The following is a 17105-nucleotide window of genomic DNA, read 5'->3' as shown; positions in this document are numbered from 1 at the left end:
ATCCTACCTGCACAATCTGAGGAATAAATATGGAAGTATCTAAGTCTGTTCATATTATGAGTAAACCAACGGGTTCTGTATGCAACCTAGATTGTGACTATTGCTTTTATCTTGAGAAAGAAAAGTTATACCCCGAGCGTAATACTAACTGGAAAATGTCGGATGAAACGTTAGAAGTTTATATTGAGCAACACATATTAGCTCAACATACTGACCATGTGACATTTGCTTGGCAAGGCGGCGAGCCTTTGATGATGGGGATTGAGTTCTATAAAAAAGCAGTCCAATTGCAAAACAAATATTCGAAAGGGAAATCCATAGAGAATACGCTGCAAACTAACGGCCTATTACTCAACAATGAATGGTGTCAATTTTTCAAAATAAACCACTTTTTGATTGGTATTTCAATTGATGGACCAGAGCATCTTCACGACAAATACCGCACGAGTCGCTCTGGCAAAGGTTCCTACCGCAAGGTAGTACAAGCCATCGACTTATTGCGTGCACATCACGTTCAGTTCAACACTTTAACGGTCATTGGCAGCCACAATGTTGACCATGCATTGGAGGTATATCAACATTTAAAAGCTTTGGGTAGCGAAGTACATCAATATATTCCCTTAGTCGAAAGAACAGCAGCCAAGCCGACATTAGAAGGCTTATATTTAGTTGACCCAGAGCATGATAGCTCGGCTAAGTTGACGAAATGGAGTGTACCTTCTTTAAAGTTTGGGCAATTCCTCGCAACCATCTTTGACTATTGGGTGAAGCATGATGTTGGTCAGATATTCGTGCCTTATTTCGATAACACTCTCGCAGGTTGGGCGGGTGAACAAGGCAATATGTGCACAATGGCCCCGCGATGTGGCAGTGCTTTTGCGATGGAAGCAAATGGAGACATCTACAATTGCGACCATTATGTTTATCCGGAGCATAAACTAGGGAACATTCACTCAAAAACGATTAATGAAATGAACTTTAGTACCCAGAACTACGAGTTTGGTATCAAGAAGAAAGATCTCAGCGAAAAGTGTAAGCAATGCCCGTATATTAAACTCTGCAATGGCGGTTGCCCAAAACAACGCTTTATTCCTAGAGCCAATAGCTCCCACGACAACTACCTTTGCGGAGGCTATGAGCATTTTTTCCGTAGTAGTGAAGCAAAGATGAAAACAATGTGTGACTTATGGTTTGCTGGCCGCTCTCCAGCAGAAGTGATGAAGCTTTAGACATCTAATTAAAGGCTGTCATTCTGCGGTTTTTGATTATTTTCTGTATTGGATAAGTTAGCTGAACTATTATTTTGTAGACCGTTTGAATACTTTGCAGTGGTTGAGGTTATTCATAAGATCTTTAATCTACTATATTTCACTTCGTTAATGAATTTGGCCTACTGCTTGGAGGGGCTTATTTATTTTAGAAAAGAAAAGTTATATGAAAAACGAGACACTCGCTCCCGTCGTAACTCATTTTTGTCCAAAAACGAGTTGAGCGAAGCAGCTCTGCGACTGTGAGTCGACTACCAGCTAACCCTGTTAAAAGTCCGGCAATATGAGCAAACCCTCATAATCACCGGCACGAATCGCTGAGTTGATTTTTCATATACGCCAGAAACGAAAAATGCCGCATCCATGCGACATTTTTCTTTTGGCGGCCAAACCAGTTTTGCTATATCCATTCTAGATTTCAATCCATTAGGAGATTATTCAGAATGTACTTATAAGACGCTGTTAATCTTGATTAGTTCCCTTTACGCGGCATCTTTATTCGATTTATTTTCTAAGTCGAATGACGCAGCGATGAGTTTCTTGGTGTAGTCGTTTTTCGGCGCATTGAAAATCTCTTCTGCAGCGCCTTCTTCCATCACTTCACCTTTCTGCATCACGAGTACGCGATCCGATAATGCTTTCACTACCGAAAGGTCGTGGCTGATGAATAGGAAGCCGATATTGTGCTTGGCTTGGATGTCTTTCAGCAGGTCAATCACAGTGAGCTGTACAGAGCGATCAAGAGCTGAAGTCGGTTCATCTAAAAGAATGAAAGAGGGCTCAAGAATCAACGCACGGGCAATCGCAATACGTTGTCTTTGTCCACCCGAAAACTCATGTGGATAACGGTTTATTGAATTCGGTTCTAAGCGAACCTCAATCAGTGCTTTGCGTGCTCGTTCCAATCGTTCTTTCTTAGAGAGTTGAGGTTGATGCACCGTTAAGCCTTCGGTGATGATCTCCCCAACGGTCATGCGTGGTGATAAAGAACCATAAGGGTCTTGGAATACCATCTGTACATCTTTCTTGAGCTTGTGACGTTCTTTATCGGTTAATAAACTCACATCTTGGCCTTTGTAAACAATACGTCCGGTACTTGGCAGTAAGCCGATCAGTGCGCGTCCCAGCGTTGATTTACCTGATCCAGATTCACCAACAATGCCTAACGTTTCACCTTGTTTTAGGGTCAATGAGATGCCTTTTACAGCTTCGAAATATTGACTCTTACTCTTAATGAAGTGGGATTTCACCAAGAATTGAACACGGATATCATCGGCACACAGTAGCTCTGGTGCCGATGCTTCTACAGGAACCTTAGCGCCTTTCGGAATAGAGTTGATCAGCATGCGTGTGTAATCGTGCTTAGGATTTTCGAATAGCTCTTGAGTGAGCCCTTCTTCGACCAATTCCCCTTTACACATCACGAGTACTCGGTCGGCAAAGTGTTTCACTACACCGAGATCATGGGTAATGAACAAAATCGCCATGCCCATCTTGCTTTGAATTTCTTTGATAAGAGAAAGCACTTCAGCCTGAACCGTTACATCTAAAGCCGTAGTTGGTTCGTCGGCAATCAGAATGTCTGGTTCATTGATCAGAGCCATTGCGATCATGATGCGTTGTAACTGGCCGCCTGAAAACTCATGCGGGTATTTGTTATATGCCTGTTCTGGCATTGGCAGATGCACAAGGTTGAAAAGCTCAAGCACACGCTGCTTCGCTTGAGATTTCGATACATTACGATGACACATAATGGCTTCAGCCACTTGTGTACCCACGCGCAGGTATGGGTTGAGAGAGGTCATTGGTTCTTGAAAGATCATTCCGATCCTGTCACCACGAATTGACTGCATCTCTCGTTCAGTCTTTTTGAGTATCGACTGACCTTCAAATTCGATTTCCGATTGAGCATCAATAATCGCGTTGCCAGGAAGCAAACGCATCAAAGCGTTGGAAGAGACAGATTTACCTGAACCCGATTCGCCAACAATGGCCAAGGTTTCACTAGAATTGAGAGTAAAGTTAATCTTTTTTACCGCATCAATGATTCCATCATTGGTTATGAATTTAACGGAGAGATTATTAACTTTAAGAATGGCCCGGTCCGACATGATATATCCTTATCAATTTAAGACATTAGGTGAAGATTGAACTTCTGAAGTGGTTTTAAGTTGCCCAAAATGGTGATGAGCGCGTTGAATTTGTTCTAGCTCGAGCATCCAATGTGAGCTGCGCTGAGCACTGCAAAATGCGATCAGGTGATTGAGTAAATCTTCGCTCTGCTTTTCCAATAACCTAAAGGTACGTTGAATCAACTCTGTACCCTCAAGAGAGATAAATTGCATCAATGCATAAGATTGGTTCAAGGTATCGAAGGCTTGTTGCTGTTGGCCTAAACGATTGAGAATCTCTGATTGAGCGACACTGGCGTCTCTAAGGCCTGAAATTAAGCAAGCAAACTGGCAGGGTTTGATTTCACTTTGGTATGCCGCGTCTTGGATGTGATGAGGAAGAGAGGTGAGAACATCATTATAGAGGCGCTGTGCTTCGGGCCAATGACCTTGTTCCATTAACTGTTCAGCTTTTAGGTAGTGCATCCAGCAGCGTTCAATTTCCATGTCCACATCCTTAATTTTAAATACTCTAAAATGTTAATGATATTTATTATCAATTGCAAATTAAAATCATTCACGTGTTAAGTTGGTGAATTAAATCTCTGGTTAATGCTAAAAATGGGCTAAAAATGGGCTAAATTGGATGTTATTTGTTCAGTTGAACAGCTGTGCAGCGTAAGTCACTAAATTTATAGGTAATTACATCTACACTGATTTTATCTACACCCAAGTAATGAAGGACTAAGGAGGCGGCGATGGCGATGCAAAGACTCAATGCAGAACAGCTGTATAAGGTAGCGGAACTCGACAAGCTACCATGTAAGTCGACCAAAGAACTGGCTCCAATTGACGAAATCGTCGGGCAAGAACGTGCACAAAAAGCCGTTGAGTTCGCGATGTCAATCAAGGAAAAGGGTTACAACATTTATGCGATAGGTCGAAATGGTCTTGGTAAACGCACCATGATCTTACGCTACCTAAACCGACACCCTCAAGAAGTGCAGGAGCTTTTTGATTGGTGTTATATCGCGAATTTTGAAGACATTCGTACACCTAAGGTGCTGAAATTGCCTCGTGGTGTTGGCAGCAGTTTGAAGCAAGATATTGAAAAGCTGATGCGTAAGCTTCTTAAAGCAATGCCACTCGCATTCGATAACGAGATGTACTTTAACCGCGCTGACCGATTAAAAAATCAGTTGGCTGCTAAGCAACAAGCGGCGTTAGAAGCGATCAGTCAAGAAGCAAAAGATAAGGGCATTAACCTGACTATCACCACTCAGGGTGATTACCAGTTTGTCGCGATGAATGGCGATGATCTTCATACCGAAGAGAGCTTCGATCTGCTTTCAGAAGAAGAACAAGACCAGTTCGACAAAACCATTGATGCATTGGAAGTTGGTCTGCGCACCATTTCTCGTGAACTGACTGAGCTGGAAGAGACGTACACAGAGAAAGTTCAAAAGTTGAATGATGATACGGCGCGAGATGTTATTACCCACTTCATCAAGCAACTGAAGCAAGATTACAGCCAATATCCAGACATTAAAAAGTACCTGACAGCACTGCGTAAAGACATTGTCGACAACGCCGATATTTTCTTAGAAGAGAGTACAGAGCAAGCAGAAGTTGCAACCGCCTCTTTGGACAAGAAAATGCCACGTCGCTACAAGGTGAACGTGATTGTGAGCCAGAAGGAGGAGACTCTGCCGATAGTGGTTGAAGAGAATCCGAATTATCACTCTCTGTTTGGCTATGTCGAAACGGCAACGTTCAAAGGCACCGTATTTACAGACTTCTCTTTGATTCGTGCTGGTAGTTTGCATAGAGCCAATGGTGGCGTCTTGCTGATGGATGCGGTCAAAGTACTTGAACAACCTTATGTGTGGGAAGGCTTGAAACGCGCGCTGCGTTCGCGTCAATTGAGCTTCACATCATTAGAAAAAGAGGTCACGTTAACGGGGGCGGTATCACTTGATCCTGAGCCTATTCCATTGGACGTTAAGATCATCTTGTTTGGTGATTATCGAACTTATCAACTACTGCAACATTACGATGCTGAGTTTGGTGAATTGTTCCGTGTGACGGCCGATTTTGAAGATGAGATGAAGCGTACTGCGGATTCTGAAATGCATTACGCCCGCTTCATTTCAAGCATCGTGCACGACAACAACATGCTGCATTGTGACCGTAAAGCGATTGCTCGCATTATTGAGCACAGCTCTCGTCAGGCGGGTGACCAAAGTAAGTTGTCGCTGCACTCTGCACACATTGCCAACCTGCTTCGTGAGTCAAACTACGTGGCGAAAGGGGCGAAGTCGAACCTGATTCGTGCTACGCATGTCGACCAGGCGCTATCTAACCAACAGATGCGTGTCGGGCGACTTCAAGACAGCGTAATGGAGACCTTCACCAACGGTACAACGCTGATTCATGTGGATGGTCAGGCTGTCGGGCAGGTCAATGCGCTGTCTGTACTCAGCACGACTGATCATATGTTTGGCGCACCGAACCGAATCACGGCAACCACGGCTTATGGTGACGGTGAAGTGATTGATATTGAGAGAAACGTAGATCTAGGCGGCAGTATTCACTCGAAAGGGGTGATGATCTTATCGGCTTACCTTTCTTCGGTATTTGGTAAGACAGCGAAAGTACCGCTTACTACCAATATCACCTTCGAACAATCGTATGGTGGCGTCGATGGTGATAGCGCGAGTATGGCCGAGTTTTGTGCGGTGGTGTCTGCATTTTCTAAGCAGCCGAACCGTCAAGACATCGCGATTACCGGCTCTATGAACCAGTTCGGTGAGTCCCAGCCTATTGGTGGTGTGAATGAGAAAATTGAAGGCTTCTTTGATGTGTGCGAAATCAAAGGACGTTCAAATGAGCAAGGGGTGATCATCCCACGTCCAAATGTTCACAACCTGATGTTGCGTAATGACATCGTAAAAGCGGTTGAAAAGGGCGAGTTTAATATTTGGGCTATCGACCATGTGACCGAAGCGATTGAGCTGTTTACAGGCAAAGCCGCCGGTGAGGCGAGTGATGAGGGGAGTTACCCAATCGATACTATCTTTGGTATCGCTCAAGCTAAACTGAACGCACTGCGTAAATAGCTTAATGCCTAGGGTAAGTTAACCAAATAATAGTTAACCGTAAATGAAAAAACAGCCATCGATATTCTCGATGGCTGTTTTTTGTTTTTTTCTTGTTTATGACAGGCACTTAAGCACTACGCAAGCAGAGCTTGGTGCCGTCGAACTTCAGTTTCGCCAACAAGTGTTTGGCGTTAGAGCGGCCAATATCATCAAACTCTACCCCGTATCGAGCGTAGTGCGTTGACTTTTGGAGATTACAGATGATGCCTTTCAATGGTGGTATCAGTGGACCATTGTAGTTCTCAGGAGTAACCTCAATAGATATTCTATCGGCAATTTGAATAGCACGAGAAGTCGGTGAGGTGACAAAACGACAACCACTTTTCGACAAGTCTCTTATCTCACAATTTGCGCGTTGATCGTTGAAGATGATTCTTGAAGCTAAGTTCACCTCGTAGCGTGTCTCTTTACGCAGTTGAGTTACTTGCATCGAACTTGGTGTAGAAAGCACAAGAATGGGGAAAGGATCTCCCACCCTATGGTGAATTTGGCTTTTAAAGTGGATAAGCGCACCTTCGCCTCGTAGAGAATAAGCACGAACGGTCATCCAAAAACCTTCTTGAAAGAAAAAACTCAAATCTTCGTTGGATACATCAGGTACCTCAACCACAATACAATTATCACTGTGCGTACCGATTAGTTTGGTGGTGGCGAGAAACTTGGTGCCAACCGGAGTCGCTACATTTAATGTCAGTTCGCTGCCGTGCTCAATCATGGCCAGCGCATCGGTACTATTTAGCGTAGAAATGGTGCGGTTACGAGGATCTTGAAGTGCCTGATTATGCTCCAAAGGCTTCTTCAGTGGTGCGTTCATTATATGTTCTCCATGCGCCAACATGCGTCTGCTAGTTATATTGGTAGCTTGCTAATAAGGGGCAAATACGTGCTAGATTTAGCAGGTGCTCTTACATAAATTAAGTGTATGCACTTGTGTATATCTATAGGGTGCTTTTATCTTTACTCATTCGTCATTAAGCCGATGGTTAAAATTATTTACTTTGTTTGCAAGTACTTAGTTCTGTTTGTATGTGCTTGAGTTAGTCTATTACAAGAAATTAATACTTCAAATTTTTATTGTTTTTCGTATCAATTATTTTCAGGAGTTGAGAATGCAGGCAACAAAATGGGATCAAGAAGCGAACCAGATCACAGTTGAACTCGAATCTAACCAGTTCGCAGTTGTTCAGTATCAAAAGGATGGGGATGTACTACATATCACATCGACACGTATTCCTGATGAGCTTCAAGGTAAGGGCTTCGGTAAGGTGATGATGGAGTCGGTACTGCCTGAAATTGAACAAGCAGGTTTTAAAATTGTACCGATTTGTAGTTATGTGATTCACTATATGAATAGGCAGCCACAGTGGGCTCATCTTCTATCCGATAAAGCATAGCAACGAGTATATGTCTCAATCAATATCGTCAAATAATCGAGCTCAACCAGCAGCGGTTTCAAGTCAAAATCAGCCAGAGCTTTATCAAAAAATAGCGGCCTCACTGGGTTGTCATCAAGGGTTTGATGTCCAGGTAATTCAAAGCCTATGGGGCGGGTATGGTGAATTAGTTCGCTTGGTCTTTGCGAAATATTGTAGTGCTTCTATGAACAGCGTGATTGTTAAACATGTCGCATTGCCAGATAAAGCAGAACACCCTAAGGGGTGGAATACTAAGCTATCTCATCAGCGCAAAGTACACTCATACCAAGTGGAAACGGCTTGGTATCAATCGTTCACTCAACAATGGGATGAGCGTTGTCCTGTGCCTGTAGGGCTACAATGTGAGCTACAAGAGAACGAATGGCTTATCGTCATGCAAGACTTGGCCGAAATCGGTTTTCCGTTAACTTCTCAGTTTGATGTGCTTGCTGCTTTTGATGATTTAGCGATCAAAGATACTCAGCCTGATCAGGCGCCTGGTTACACATTAGAAGAGAAAAACCAACGCGATGCTTGCCTTAAATGGCTCGCTAACTTTCACGCAAAGCACATCAGTGTAGATCAACAGCATTCAGCTTCATTGTGGCAAGTCGGCACATATTGGCATTTAGACACGCGGCCTGACGAGTTAAACGCGTTGGCTGATTTACCGCTTAAGAGCCAAGCGCAGCACATTGATAATCTATTAAGGGCCTGTCCATATCAAACCTTGGTACATGGTGACGCTAAGCTCGCCAACTTCTGCTTTGATTTAAAAAGTGAGCGCGCTGCTGCCGTCGATTTCCAATACGTTGGGCGTGGTTGTGCGATGAAAGATGTGGCCTTGTTTATGAGCAGCGCGGTTAGGCCGCAAGATTGCGCAGCACTTGAACCAGAGATATTGGACGTTTACTTTCGATACTTGAAAGCGGCACTCACGTACTATCAACCACAACTTTCTTTCGACGATGTTGAAGCCGCATGGCGACCCATGTTTTACGTCGCGTGGGCTGATTTTCAACGTTTTGTTAAAGGTTGGAGCCCAGAGCACTGGAAGATAAACCCGTATACCGAGCAACTAACCTTACGAGTGCTTAACCAATTAGACGAGCAGGAGTCCGTCAATGTTCGATAAAACCGCGAGCTGGAAAACGCCGCAAAACTTCTTATTACTGATTTCGATTGTTGTCCCTATCGCGTTTTCGAGCTGGATGGCGCTGCTGAATAACTTCGTTATTGAGAAAGCGAACTTTGATGGTGCGGATATTGGTTTATTGCAAAGTGTGCGTGAGATCCCTGGCTTCTTGGCCTTTACCGTGGTGTTTGTGTTGGCGTTCATTCGCGAGCAACGCTTCATGTTGATATCGCTGGCGATGCTCACAGTCGGTACGGCGATCACTGGCTTATTTCCTTCGCTCACTGGCCTACTGCTGACCACAATTTTGATGTCGACGGGTTTTCACTATTTTGAAACGCTCAAGCAGTCTTTGTCACTCCAATGGCTGAGTAAAGAAGAAGCCCCTGAGATGCTGGGGAAAATGATCTCTGTTGGCGCGTTGGCCTCGTTAATTACTTATGGCTCAATCTGGGTGATGTTAGAACAGCTGAAGCTCGATTTTGTTTGGGTGTACGGCATTACTGGGGGTATTGGATTTATTCTAGTTTTGGTTATGACCTTTGGTTTTCCTGAGTTTCAAACCAAGACTCTACAAAATAAGAAATTGGTGCTGAGAAAGCGTTACTGGCTCTACTACGCGCTCACCTTTATGAGTGGCGCGAGAAGACAGATTTTCACGGTGTTTGCTGGCTTTCTGATGGTAGAGAAGTTTGGTTACTCGGCTGCTGACGTAACACTACTGTTCTTAATTAATTACCTATTTAACTTCTTGTTCGCGAAACGCATTGGACGATTTATCGGTGTGGTGGGTGAGCGCAAAGCGTTGATCTTCGAGTATGTTGGTTTGATTGGTGTGTTTATCGGTTATGGTTTGGTACAAAGCGCGGAATGGGCAGCGGCGCTGTATGTTGTCGACCATCTGTTCTTTGCACTCGCATTAGCGATCAAAACCTATTTCCAGAAAATCGCCGATCCTGCCGACATGGCATCAACCGCAGGTGTCTCTTTCACCATCAACCATATTGCAGCGGTTGTTATTCCGGTCGTATTTGGGGTGATTTGGTTATCGTCCCCTGCAACGGTTTTCTACATAGGTGCTGCGATGGCGGCGGTATCTTTGGCGTTGTCTTTAAACATCCCTAAGAAGCCGGAAGAGGGCAATGAAGTGCGAATGTTTAGCTGGCGCTAACTCTGGATAAAGACTAATAAAAAGCTCCAATAGTGATATTGGAGCTTTTTTGTATGTGCTAGATGGAAATATCTAGTCAGCTTCCGGTAGGGTTAGCTTTCAGTAGGATTAGCTTCTTGCGGTTTTTAATCCACCACCTAACTTGAAGATTCCTTTTGGAGCCTTAGTAAGCAAGATGCCACAAAGCAGAGGAATCATCATAACCAGTGACTGTTCAGATAGCACTTCTCCATTGATGTAGCAAGAGATCAGTAGTGCAACCACAGGGAAAATCAGGAAGCAGATAGACGCTTGGAACGGCGTCGAAACTTGTCCGAGTTTAAAGTAGGCAACAATGCCGCCAACACTCGCTACAAAGCCTAGGTAAATTACTGCTGAGATTGAATCCCAAGTGAAGGATTCAACATTCACGCTTTCACCCATCGCCGAAACGGCGAACAAGAACAGAGAAGCAATCAGACTTGGTACTGCGTTGTACGTCAGTACTTCGATGCCTTTACAGTGCTTTTGAACTAACACATACATCACAGCGTGTATTGCCACAGCAAGACCTAAGCAAACTGTACCAACTAGGTAGTCATCGCCACCCATCTGCATTTCATTGCCGAGGATCAAACATAGGCTTACAACAGCGGTAGCCAAACCAAATATTTGGTGCTTAGCCAATCGTAAGCCTAGGAATAGGCCTGACATCAACATAACAGCGACCGGCATGTTAGCGAAGATGATCGACGCTAGACCAGAAGAAATGTATTGCTCGCCATAGATCATCAAAGTAAATGGAATCGCAAAGTACATCAGTGCAACAATCAGCAACCATTGACGTTTACCTTTAGGAAAAAGCAATGGCTGGTTGAACACTTTGGCCAATACTGCAAGCAAAGGTGCGGCTAACAGAAAACGCAATGCAGTGGCAAAAATAGGTGGGATAGAATGCAATGTCACTTCCATAGCGAACCAAGTGGTTCCCCAAATTAAACAAACAGAGACAAAAAGCAAGATAGTTAGCGACTTCGAATTCATGGTGACTACTCATTAATAATTATTTTAAATCATAGGCTTGTGGCGCCTTAATGACGTGGCACAGTATAAGGAGGTCGTCGGAGAAAAGTTTTGTCTTTTTGTCTCTAATTGAAATTGTTTGTAGAAGTTAAATATCTAATATAGCTATTTGATATAAATTATTTCTATAAAAATAGATTAAGATAAAGTCATTATTCTTTGTGAGGTTTAATTTCGTTTAAGAAACGATCAACTTCGCGAGTATGGCTATTTGAGGGATTACTGTCAGCGTAGCAACAGAAAGCGCCCTTTAATTCATTATAATAAGATGTAAGGCGCGTTATTATTCTTAGTATAGCCAGTAGATTCTACTACGTAACAGGCTTAACTTGTTTGGATTGTCTTACTGCCAGAATCAGTTGCGGTAGCAGTGACATGATGATCATCCCCGTCATTAGCGAGTACTGGAGTGGGGTAAAGGATTCACCCATTAACACCATACCGGTCACGATGCCCGCAACTGGGTTTGCAATACCGCCGAAGGTGAAATCAACCACCGACATACGTTGTAGCAACCACACATACATGCCGTAACCCAGCGCTGTGTTCAACCCAATCACCCACAATAGACCCATAGCATTACGAGTATCGAAATGAGTGACAGCGTTAACATAAGGCTGCGGGTCGATTAATGCGTGAACGCCAGACGCGACAGATAAAATCGTACCGCCTAGAATCAGTTGCCACGTTAATACCTTCCACCAGTGCATGCGATTACCCAGTGACTTGGTAATGCTACTGCCGATAACGATACACATGATTGCAGCGAACATGGCGCCTAAACCTATTGGGTTTAATGCGATTTGACTTGGATTAAACAATATCCACGCCAATGTGATTAATCCAACACCAGACAAGGCTTGAATCAATTGCGGACGCTGTTTCTTTACTACCCAATGGAAGATCATCGCAAACACTGGCACAGAGATCATACCTACACCGGAGATTGCCGAAGGCAACGTCAACGCCATCACGAAGATTAAGCTAAAGAAGGTCGCAATATTGATAAGACCCAATGTGAAAATGATCTGCCATTCGCCTTTTTGAGGCAGTGTCGGTTTTACTACTAGCAATAACAAACCAGCAGGCAACGCACGCAAAGCACCCAATAATAAGGGGGGCCATTCCTGTAGCGTAAATTGCGTCACTGCATAGGTTGTTCCCCAAAAGAACGCGGGAATCATTGCTAATAATATGTTCATATGAAATATCTTTACATTAAGATAATGGTTGTATGAACTGTATACCTAGATCATATGGTTGTAAAGTATCTTTATGTTAAACTAGTTTGAATTAATCAGACTAACAACGGAGCGAGATCGCAAATGGATGCTATCGACCGCGTAGTAGAGCAATGGGCAAAGGAAAAGCCTGAATTAGAAACTGAGCCAATGGCAATGATGGGTCGGATTATGCGTATTGCCAAGTATATGGAGACGCAAGTTGCCGAGCTTCATAAAAAATACGACATGAAGCTGGGTGAGTTTGATGTGCTGGCGACGTTGCGACGTTCTGGAAAGCCTTACCGACTGACGCCATCAGAACTGATTGGGTCGATGATGCTGACATCTGGTGCGATGACCAATCGCCTTGATAAGCTAGAAGCCAAAGGGCTGATCAGCCGTGAACACAGCAAAGAAGATAGACGTAGCGTGAGTGTTCAGCTAACCAAAGATGGTCTTATTCTGATTGACCAAATGATGACAAAGCATGTCGAAACGCAGAAAAAACTGGTTAAATCATTGTCTGCGAGTCAGAAGAAGAACACCAACCAACTTCTGAAAACATGGTTGAGTGCGTACGAATAATTTTTAGGTGACTGAGTAGGGTACGACTATGGACAGTATTCAAAATAATACGGAAAAAACAGATATGCTTGAGAAAGTAGAGCACGTTGTATCAATTAATGGATTGGAATATGAGGCTAGCGGAAATGTTCTTAATCTTAAGCTAGGCAGAGCGGGTGGAAAGGTAAAAATCAAATACGATTACGCGACGAATTCATACGTCTACAACTGTAATGAGTATGCTATTGGTTTTTCCAGTCTCATCTTCTTCGTTCTTTCGTTCAATACTTTGTATCAAGTTGATCACCAAGCATGGTCTGGTTATGTCGCGGGTCTGATGCTTGCGGGAGCAATATTCAATTTGATCCAATTAGTGCTATCTCACATCCAAATGTTAGACATTAAAGCCCAGCTAAGAGAAGTCGGTATCTACCTCAAGTCTGGCGCGTAAGAGCCTTTAGCATCTTGTGTATCGTGAACAACTGAACAACTGAACAACTTAGCCATTTCTGAGTAACGAGTGGTTAAGCCCTGCCATCGGTGGTTATAGGCCCAAATAAACAGCGTTAACACCAATTTTTAGTGCTGTTTTTACTTTCCTCTTACACACTTTTCTTATATCGAACCTAGTATCAAATTTCTCTTGGTTATACAGGCAAGCTTCTCATTATGAAGAACTTTTTCGATAGCGAGCTCATGCTCTCTAGCTCCTTGAACTTCGTTCTGCTGTCACTTGGACTAACGCTCCTCTTACATATTCCAATTTGGTGTGGATTCAACCTGAGTCGGCGAAAATGGAAGCGTATGGATTATTTATGGCCGTTTTTAGCGGGTATCGGAATGCTTGGTGCCGTGTCTGAGATTCGAGCGAAGGTGGCGGGTGATTGGGTTGAAACCGAACAAACCAGAGCGGTGGCGATTTTAGAATCTGTTCAGCAGTTCTCTTTGGATAAGCTGAGAAGTGATACCTGTACAGGTATCACTTCTCTAGACAATCACGGTCAGCACCACGACGCGTGTTTGTGGTACTTGAATACGGCGATCACGTTTAAAGATGTCGATTTCACCTTGTTACCCAATGCATCGGATTTTACGGTTCCTGCGCCTAGCGTGTCGTTAGTTGAAAGTGATGCGGTGTGGGTAGATGGTATGCTGAGTCAGTATGAAAAGCAGAAAAACCAATATATAAAAACCAGAGAAGCTCAGGTGAAGCAGCCGCTAGAAAGTATCTTTTGGTATGTGAGTCCGTACTTAGTGTGTTTCGCGATTGCATTACGTCTTACTAAGGTGACAGCCGAGCTCAAGTTGGATAAATGCTCATAGTTCACTGAATGTTTGTAGTTCACGGTTCATCGCTATATCAATGGGTAACTCAATAGCTAGGCAAGCGTATAACTTTAGGTAAGCGTATAACTAATAGGATGTGTCTGAATTAGAGATAAAAAAATAGCGTCAGTATTGAATTACTGACGCTATTTTTATGTTAGATCCAACAGTAGCGGAGAATTGTTTAAAAAGGTGGCTACTTAAATTGGTATCTAACCGAAAGTTGTAATTGAGGGCCGTAAAGACCGTTGTTTTTAGAACCAACTGCAAACACGGCTTTATCTGTGGCATGGAACCTGGCTCCAAACGTAAAGATTGAGTGCTCTCCGTTAGAACCCGCAAGTACGTGGGCTTCTACTCTCTGAGTGATCCACGCTCGAATACCCGCATTAAATTCGACGTAAGCTTTCGTTTCTCCAGCTGCGTATGAGTTTTTGTTGAAATGGAGTAGCAGCTGCGTATTTAAGTCGATCCCTTGAGTTATTGGACCATAAACTTGAGGGCCGATGTACGCGTCAAAGTTGCTTTCATCTTGGGCCGTATTGGTACTAAGGCCGCCCAAAATCGCTAAGCTATCGTTGATGTCTCGTCCACCATCCACGCTTAACCCCATAGGCTTTGCTTGCATCCCAAGTTCTACAAAGTCCGTTGTGAAATTTGCCGCAGATATAGCTTGATGAGAGAAGAGGCACAGCAGTAGAGGTATTACATTTTTAATTTTCATATGACTTACAAAAGATAGTAATAGTGGAGTAAGGCGCTGGTCGTGCATTATTTATTGTCACGCCAAAGCGATGAAATTCTTCGAAAGTTAAGTCAAAGACAATATGTGTTTTTCATATCCATATTCATTGCACTGTATAGGGGAGTGAAAAACCATTCCTTTCCTTGATGGTTGTATATTAAACATAACTGCAATAACCAACAACGATTTTAATTTTTTTTTGTGTCGCTCTATGTTCTGATTCTCACCTGAATTAATTGAAAATAGACACGCGGTCTAAATTTCGTTATTAGGAATAAATGTATGAAGAAAATCGTTGGTTTAATCTTGTTAGCTTCACTTACAGCATGTGGTGGAGGCGGCGGTGGCGGTGCGACTAAAGGTAGCAATACTGGCAGCAGCACTGGTGGTAGTACCGCAGTTTCTACTCAAGCCCCAGTGCGTTCTGCTCTTAAACTTAGTGTGGGTGATGTACAGAAATTGAGCTCTGTTGCTTTCTCATCTGCAAGCATTACTGGGTTTGAAGCTCCAAGTCAGTCTAAATAAACTACTAGAAGGAACATAAAATATGACAAAGACACTATTGCCATTAGTGCTGGGCGTTTCTTCACTTGCGACAATGGTTCATGCAAACGAAGATATTAATCTACAGGGCTACTATAAATCTAAGGCGGCGATAAAGTTTGCTGTAGATAAAATTCAGCAAAACAAAGTTGAATTTATGAACTTAGATAAGGCGCTTACACTTTCCCCTAGCACTTCTCCGCAAACTCTAGTTTCTATTGATGATCTCGCTAATTCTAAGCCAGCACACAGTGATGTGTTTGTGTCGAAGGCTAAAGAGTTCAAATTAACCAATAAAGTGTGTGTGATCTCTAAAGATGGCGCGACGATTGCCTTCGAAGCTGATGATAGTGCGACGACTTGTGCCTTTGATTTAGATAAAGTACACAAAGCAATGGCCAAAACGTCTAAAGAACTTGTTTTCTTTAAACGCTATGGAACAGGCGAAGAGACTCAATATACCATTGATAAGATAAGCCTTATTGGTTTAGATATTTCTAATACGTTCTTGTATACATCTAAGGGTAAATTGCTAGGTGATATCGTCAAGGTCAAGACGAGCTCATCTGATAAGTACACCGTTGAACATTACGTGGATGCAGGTCCTGAAGACGGAACTAAAATTGGCTTTAAGGCATATCAATGGGCTGACGATATGGAAGATGGTCAGAAAGCGATAGTTAACTCTGTGTCATACCATTACGGATCGAGAGTTACGCTGGACAACAAAAAGACAGCATTTCATTGGGCGATAAAGGATCATGTAGCGCCTTCTAATGCTAACGGTGATTTCTACTTTGCTGCAGCGGTTAGCCGTTTAGCGCGTTCTTCTGTCGACAACAATATTCAACAAAAGGATACGTACTCTAGCAAATCACCGTCTGATTTGATCGCCTACAACTTCAATAATGCGAATAAATTGGTTGGTCTGAGCCCTGATGCTTGTACGGTTAAGCAAATCGCTGACGGTAAGGCCTCGGTAACTTGGTACACTGGATTTAATCGAGGAAAGGATTGTTCAGCAACAGCCGCTGACCTTGCGGGTAAAAAGAAAGTGACCACTTCTACTCTTACGAATGATGGCGGTAATAAAGTCTCGGTTGCTAGCTTGCAAAAAAGTGCGTCAGATATTCTTCAAGCAGTGGAGCTCGACTCGACATCAGCTCCTGGTTTAACAGAAGCTGAGTTTACTGCAATGAAAGCGAAATATGATGCAGCGACAAAGCAATACAAAGACTTCAATAGCATTCAATTCTGGAAGTAGCTGACTCTAATTCCTGACTTTCTGAACACAAAAATGGGCAGTTTATCTGCCCATTTTTTATGTCTGTTTCAATTTGAATATTATACCAATCACAGTGAGTAAGTGATCAAACATAGC

16 protein-coding genes are annotated in these 17105 nt (G+C 43.2%); 10 read left to right on the top strand and 6 right to left on the bottom strand.

Annotated elements, in window-relative coordinates; translation table 11 throughout:
- Positions 1–29: 29 nt before the first annotated feature.
- Entirely contained in the window at positions 30–1229 is a 1200-nt protein-coding gene (locus AB4407_RS02545) for an anaerobic sulfatase maturase (RefSeq protein ID WP_372118311.1), read from the top strand.
- Positions 1230–1750: 521 nt separating this feature from the next.
- Here the strand turns inward: AB4407_RS02545 and AB4407_RS02540 are convergent.
- Both AB4407_RS02540 and AB4407_RS02535 read right to left on the bottom strand, forming a co-directional pair.
- A complete protein-coding gene (locus AB4407_RS02540; RefSeq protein WP_372118308.1) occupies positions 1751–3379 on the bottom strand; it encodes an ABC transporter ATP-binding protein in 1629 nt (542 codons plus the stop codon).
- A 12-nt stretch (positions 3380–3391) separates the two neighbouring features.
- Positions 3392–3886, bottom strand: a complete 495-nt coding sequence (locus AB4407_RS02535; protein WP_372118305.1) for a hypothetical protein — start codon at positions 3884–3886, stop codon at positions 3392–3394.
- A gap of 251 nt (positions 3887–4137) precedes the next feature.
- Between AB4407_RS02535 and AB4407_RS02530 the strand changes: the two genes are divergently transcribed.
- Positions 4138–6498, top strand: a complete 2361-nt coding sequence (locus AB4407_RS02530; RefSeq protein WP_372118302.1) for a Lon protease family protein — start codon at positions 4138–4140, stop codon at positions 6496–6498.
- Between the two features lie 109 nt (positions 6499–6607).
- Here the strand turns inward: AB4407_RS02530 and AB4407_RS02525 are convergent, their stop codons facing one another.
- The gene (locus tag AB4407_RS02525) at positions 6608–7354 is read right to left on the bottom strand and encodes a flagellar brake protein (RefSeq protein WP_372118299.1); all 747 of its coding nucleotides are present in this window, start codon (positions 7352–7354) and stop codon (positions 6608–6610) included.
- 295 nt (positions 7355–7649) lie between these two features.
- Between AB4407_RS02525 and AB4407_RS02520 the strand changes: the two genes are divergently transcribed.
- Genes AB4407_RS02520 through AB4407_RS02510 form a run of 3 tightly spaced genes read left to right on the top strand, consistent with a single transcriptional unit; the run spans position 7650 to position 10261 of the window.
- Entirely contained in the window at positions 7650–7934 is a 285-nt protein-coding gene (locus AB4407_RS02520) for a GNAT family N-acetyltransferase (protein WP_372118296.1), read from the top strand.
- Positions 7935–7944: 10 nt separating this feature from the next.
- Positions 7945–9090 (top strand): phosphotransferase, encoded by a 1146-nt coding sequence (locus AB4407_RS02515; RefSeq protein ID WP_372118293.1) that lies wholly within the window; start codon positions 7945–7947, stop codon positions 9088–9090.
- Positions 9080–10261 (top strand): MFS transporter, encoded by a 1182-nt coding sequence (locus tag AB4407_RS02510; protein WP_372118291.1) that lies wholly within the window; start codon positions 9080–9082, stop codon positions 10259–10261. Before AB4407_RS02515 ends, AB4407_RS02510 begins: the two co-directional genes overlap by 11 nt.
- Positions 10262–10369: 108 nt before the next feature.
- On the opposite strand, the gene AB4407_RS02505 is transcribed toward AB4407_RS02510, so the two are convergent.
- Together AB4407_RS02505 and AB4407_RS02500 are read right to left on the bottom strand one after the other, a co-directional pair.
- The gene (locus AB4407_RS02505; protein WP_372118289.1) at positions 10370–11284 is read right to left on the bottom strand and encodes a DMT family transporter; all 915 of its coding nucleotides are present in this window, start codon (positions 11282–11284) and stop codon (positions 10370–10372) included.
- Positions 11285–11634: 350 nt separating this feature from the next.
- On the bottom strand, positions 11635–12525 hold the full coding sequence (locus tag AB4407_RS02500; protein WP_372118286.1) for a DMT family transporter: 891 nt from the start codon (positions 12523–12525) through the stop codon (positions 11635–11637).
- 123 nt (positions 12526–12648) lie between these two features.
- Here AB4407_RS02500 and AB4407_RS02495 point away from each other — a divergent pair, with 123 nt between their 5' ends.
- The 3 genes from AB4407_RS02495 (at position 12649) to AB4407_RS02485 (ending at position 14433) form a co-directional block, all read left to right on the top strand.
- Positions 12649–13131 (top strand): MarR family winged helix-turn-helix transcriptional regulator, encoded by a 483-nt coding sequence (locus AB4407_RS02495; protein WP_009846181.1) that lies wholly within the window; start codon positions 12649–12651, stop codon positions 13129–13131.
- A gap of 28 nt (positions 13132–13159) precedes the next feature.
- The gene (locus AB4407_RS02490) at positions 13160–13561 is read left to right on the top strand and encodes a hypothetical protein (RefSeq protein WP_372118284.1); all 402 of its coding nucleotides are present in this window, start codon (positions 13160–13162) and stop codon (positions 13559–13561) included.
- Between the two features lie 353 nt (positions 13562–13914).
- Positions 13915–14433 (top strand): hypothetical protein, encoded by a 519-nt coding sequence (locus AB4407_RS02485; RefSeq protein WP_372118281.1) that lies wholly within the window; start codon positions 13915–13917, stop codon positions 14431–14433.
- A 199-nt stretch (positions 14434–14632) separates the two neighbouring features.
- Here the strand turns inward: AB4407_RS02485 and AB4407_RS02480 are convergent, their stop codons facing one another.
- On the bottom strand, positions 14633–15160 hold the full coding sequence (locus AB4407_RS02480; RefSeq protein ID WP_372118278.1) for a hypothetical protein: 528 nt from the start codon (positions 15158–15160) through the stop codon (positions 14633–14635).
- A gap of 303 nt (positions 15161–15463) precedes the next feature.
- Between AB4407_RS02480 and AB4407_RS02475 the strand changes: the two genes are divergently transcribed.
- Entirely contained in the window at positions 15464–15706 is a 243-nt protein-coding gene (locus AB4407_RS02475) for a hypothetical protein (RefSeq protein WP_372118275.1), read from the top strand.
- 22 nt (positions 15707–15728) lie between these two features.
- Positions 15729–16988 carry a hypothetical protein gene (locus AB4407_RS02470; protein WP_372118273.1) on the top strand — a complete coding sequence of 420 codons (1260 nt, stop codon included), beginning with the start codon at positions 15729–15731 and terminating at the stop codon, positions 16986–16988.
- Positions 16989–17105 lie beyond the last annotated feature (117 nt).

Origin of the sequence: Vibrio sp. 10N.261.46.E11 (genome assembly GCF_041472735.1) — a bacterium.
GTDB lineage: Bacteria > Pseudomonadota > Gammaproteobacteria > Enterobacterales > Vibrionaceae > Vibrio.
This window is presented reverse-complemented; position numbering and strand designations above follow the sequence as displayed.

Bases quoted from the DNA above. Each gene is read 5' to 3' on its own strand.
- AB4407_RS02535 (WP_372118305.1), bottom strand. From the start codon at position 3,886: ATGGAAATTGAACGCTGCTGGATGCACTACCTAAAAGCTGAACAGTTA.
- AB4407_RS02510 (WP_372118291.1), top strand. From the start codon at position 9,080: ATGTTCGATAAAACCGCGAGCTGGAAAACGCCGCAAAACTTCTTATTA.
- AB4407_RS02515 (WP_372118293.1), top strand. From the start codon at position 7,945: ATGTCTCAATCAATATCGTCAAATAATCGAGCTCAACCAGCAGCGGTT.
- AB4407_RS02530 (WP_372118302.1), top strand. From the start codon at position 4,138: ATGGCGATGCAAAGACTCAATGCAGAACAGCTGTATAAGGTAGCGGAA.
- AB4407_RS02545 (WP_372118311.1), top strand. From the start codon at position 30: ATGGAAGTATCTAAGTCTGTTCATATTATGAGTAAACCAACGGGTTCT.
- AB4407_RS02490 (WP_372118284.1), top strand. From the start codon at position 13,160: ATGGACAGTATTCAAAATAATACGGAAAAAACAGATATGCTTGAGAAA.
- AB4407_RS02475 (WP_372118275.1), top strand. From the start codon at position 15,464: ATGAAGAAAATCGTTGGTTTAATCTTGTTAGCTTCACTTACAGCATGT.
- AB4407_RS02470 (WP_372118273.1), top strand. From the start codon at position 15,729: ATGACAAAGACACTATTGCCATTAGTGCTGGGCGTTTCTTCACTTGCG.
- AB4407_RS02500 (WP_372118286.1), bottom strand. From the start codon at position 12,525: ATGAACATATTATTAGCAATGATTCCCGCGTTCTTTTGGGGAACAACC.
- AB4407_RS02495 (WP_009846181.1), top strand. From the start codon at position 12,649: ATGGATGCTATCGACCGCGTAGTAGAGCAATGGGCAAAGGAAAAGCCT.
- AB4407_RS02505 (WP_372118289.1), bottom strand. From the start codon at position 11,284: ATGAATTCGAAGTCGCTAACTATCTTGCTTTTTGTCTCTGTTTGTTTA.
- AB4407_RS02520 (WP_372118296.1), top strand. From the start codon at position 7,650: ATGCAGGCAACAAAATGGGATCAAGAAGCGAACCAGATCACAGTTGAA.
- AB4407_RS02540 (WP_372118308.1), bottom strand. From the start codon at position 3,379: ATGTCGGACCGGGCCATTCTTAAAGTTAATAATCTCTCCGTTAAATTC.
- AB4407_RS02480 (WP_372118278.1), bottom strand. From the start codon at position 15,160: ATGAAAATTAAAAATGTAATACCTCTACTGCTGTGCCTCTTCTCTCAT.
- AB4407_RS02525 (WP_372118299.1), bottom strand. From the start codon at position 7,354: ATGAACGCACCACTGAAGAAGCCTTTGGAGCATAATCAGGCACTTCAA.
- AB4407_RS02485 (WP_372118281.1), top strand. From the start codon at position 13,915: ATGGATTATTTATGGCCGTTTTTAGCGGGTATCGGAATGCTTGGTGCC.